Raw genomic sequence first — 3133 nt, 5'->3', positions numbered from 1 at the left:
GTGTATGCTGCCATGGTCAGGCTGATGCTACGCCGACTGACCCACCCAGCGTGAAATCACTTCTCAGACACCCTCTTAGCTCGCGCATTGGCCGGGTCAGCACAGTTGCCGGAACCCATTGAGAGTGCTCTTAAACAGCTTGAGTTTGACCTCTCTGAAGCAGGCAGTGGGCTCATGGATGACCTCGTGCAAGTCGCCGTAAACTCTTGGGAAAGTCTACGCATGGCCTCTAGCCGTCGACCCTGGCGTTTGGCTGCGTTACAATTCCGACGCTTAAATGGGTCGGTCAGGGGAATGTCCGTTTCTGAGGGCGCCATTAGAGAATTGTCTGACGCCGTAGACCGTAGATCGGACGACGCCTTAATCAACGTGGACTACACTGGCCTAGGCGCAATTAAGGTCATGAACTATCATCAGACGAAGGGTCGCGAGGCTGACACTGTGATCCATGTGTTTCGGTCCGATGACTATTTCGGAAGAGAAGGAGAGCCTTTTGAATCAGCGTCCAAACTGCTCAATGTTGCAATATCCCGGGCTCGTCAACGTGTCATCATTATTCTTCCCTCCACTCCCCACTCGCTCGTAAAGCCATTCATACAACTCAGGAATTTGTGAGAGCTTTCAAAGCACCTATTCTCGAAACGAACTCGGGCACCAATGTTAAGGGGCAGTCACGAACTACAAGGGTGGTTGGTGTCATTCGGTTGCTATTACTTTAGTAGCGCTTCAAGCAAATGGCCAGCACCACCCAACTAAGTGCAACGAGCCTACTCTGTTGACCTCCCCCCTAGCTTGGGTACTTGCTGAACATGATGAAGCCGTTGCTGTCGGGGGTGTTGCAGCCGGCGAGGGCGGTCTCGGCCTTTACTGTTACCTGGCGGGCGCCTGCGGTGCCTCGGAGCTGCTGGATGCTGTCGGCGTAGAGGACGGCGCGGTTGCGGCCGGTGCCGTTGTTGCCTCCGCTGGAGAGGAAGGGGTGCGGACCCTCGACCCTGATGTCTTCAGCGTAGAAGTCGTGGGCCTCCCCCCACTTCACGCCGTGCCACTGGAAGCCCTCCAGGAACTGCTGGGTGAACGTGAGATAGCCGTCGTACGGGTTGAAGATGTCGACGTCGTTAGGCCCCAGTCCTGAGCCCTCCCACATCTTTCGTGCCATGCTAGCGACCGCCTCCTGATGCTCGTCCAGGGTCGCCATGGTGCTCCTGCCCCTGCTGTTCTGCTGCGCATGGTTGAGGACGTAGACCGGCTTCTGCCTCAGGTCTCTGGCGCGCTCAGCGGTGGTGAAGATGAAGGCTGCGCAGGTGTTGACCGGCCTGTCGCAGTCGTAGATAACCAGTGGCTCCTCGATGACTCGTCCGTTCAGGTAGTCCTCGCGGGTGAGCTGATAGGGCTCGTGCAGGGCGTAGAACCCCCAGGGCGTCTTTAGGCCGTTCCTGCGCAGGTTCAGGCAGAGTGGCGCCAGCCCGTCGTGGGTCTTGCCGTACTTCTGGCAGTACTGGAGGAAGACCACCAGGTTGTTGAACATCGCGCCGCTCTGGTATCCCCACGGAAGAGAGAAGGCGCTGTTGCCGTGAGCCTCCTCGCTGACGTTCTGAGGGTTGTTGTGCCCGTACCGTCCTGAGAGGTTGACCATCGGGTACCACACCAGGGCGGTCTCGCACAGACCGTCGCCGACCGCCTGGGCGGCCATCCCCATCATCGGGCCGATGTAGGGCGCGTCGGATTCGAGATGCTTAACGTTCTTGAGACCCAGCTCCCTCTGTATCCACTCCGCCGAAGTGTAGGTCAGGCCGTCTTCGGTGTCGTAGGGAGGGTCGAAGTATGGTCGAGGCGCCCAGGTCTGCTCGGCGCGGGTCTCCCGGCTGGTGATAAGCCCGTCGATGTCGTCGAGAGACAGGCCAGCGTCGGCGATTGCACTGAGGCACGCCTCCTTGGTCAGGCCGCCGCAGCTCCTGTCCATAGAAACGCCGTCCCAGCGCCGGTCCATGTGGGACTGTCCCCAGCCCACGACAGCGACCTTGCCCCGGTGCTCCCAGACTCCCATGCCTTCCTGGTCTCTCATCCAACCTGTGTTACTAGCCATGTCTGCTCCCTTTTGTTATCTGCGTAGACGAAAGTCCTGTCTCCCTCAGGGAGAGCTTGAAGGGGTAGGTAGACCGATAATTCGTTCGTCCTGAGCTTGTCGAAGGACACTCCTATCTCCTGGATTGCCGAGCGGCGAGCCACTTACGTGGGTTCCGGCCTCCGCCGGAATGACGATTTGCGAATACCTACCCCTGTCAGCCCCCAGGAGAGGGGGCCGTTGGTTGGTGTTCGTGCTTGTTTGGAGCCCTTTAGCAACGTATGTCAGCTCTGAGTGGGAGGGGGCCTGTTGAAGGTGGGTCAGGTGACCACCTGCCACTCGTGGACAAGCTGGCCGGTGCTCGTCTCTTCGAAGATCAGTTCCACCTGTGCTCCGACCGGGACCTCGCCTGGAGGGGTGCCGGGAAGGTTGGACAGGAAGTTGATTCCCGGGTCCTCGTCGAGGGTTATCACGGCGAAGTTGATGGGCTGCGCAGACTGGAACCCCCTGATGCGGGAGTCGCGTATCACCATGTACACATCGATGTGTCCCTTGCCCTCGACCTCTCTCCACTCGAAAGTGTCGGCCGATCCACACTTGTCGCACCCTGGCGTGGGCGGATACTGCAGCCTCTCGCACATGGTGCACATCTGCAGGACAAGCCGCCGCTCGTTGCAGGCGTCCCAGAAGGGCTTTGTCAGCTCGTTGGCGACCGGTGCGGGCCTCTCCAGGCCTGAGATTATTGACATTTTTCTCACCTCAGATTTGTCTGAGAAGGTGGTTCTTCATGCCTCCTCTCCCTTGACGGGCTGACAGGGATATGTATTCGCTAACCGTCATTCCGGCGAAGGCCGGAACCCACGTTAGTGGCTCGCCGCTCGGCAATCCAGGGGATCGAAGTGTCCTTCGACAAGCTCAGGACGAACGAATTGTAGGCTTACATACCCCCATCTGCCCACCAAGGGAGAAGGGATTTTTCAGATACCCTCTTACCTCGACTTTGTACAAAAGCTAGACAGAATATGAAAGCGGGGTAAGCTGGGCGGACCAAACCATCACGAGAGGTACCGC

General features: G+C 58.7%; 2 protein-coding genes. Both read right to left on the bottom strand.

All coding sequences use genetic code 11. The annotated features are described in order from the left end of the window. Positions 1 to 787: 787 nt before the first annotated feature. Positions 788 to 2083, bottom strand: a complete 1296-nt coding sequence (locus J4G14_15095) for a thiolase family protein (protein MCE2459115.1) — start codon at positions 2081 to 2083, stop codon at positions 788 to 790. Positions 2084 to 2382: 299 nt separating this feature from the next. Further along, entirely contained in the window at positions 2383 to 2793 is a 411-nt protein-coding gene (locus tag J4G14_15090) for an OB-fold domain-containing protein (protein ID MCE2459114.1), read from the bottom strand. Between the last annotated feature and the right edge of the window lie 340 nt (positions 2794 to 3133).

The sequence above is a fragment of the Dehalococcoidia bacterium genome, assembly GCA_021295915.1.
Classification (GTDB): Bacteria; Chloroflexota; Dehalococcoidia; order Lucifugimonadales; family UBA1123; genus VXRN01.
This window is presented reverse-complemented; position numbering and strand designations above follow the sequence as displayed.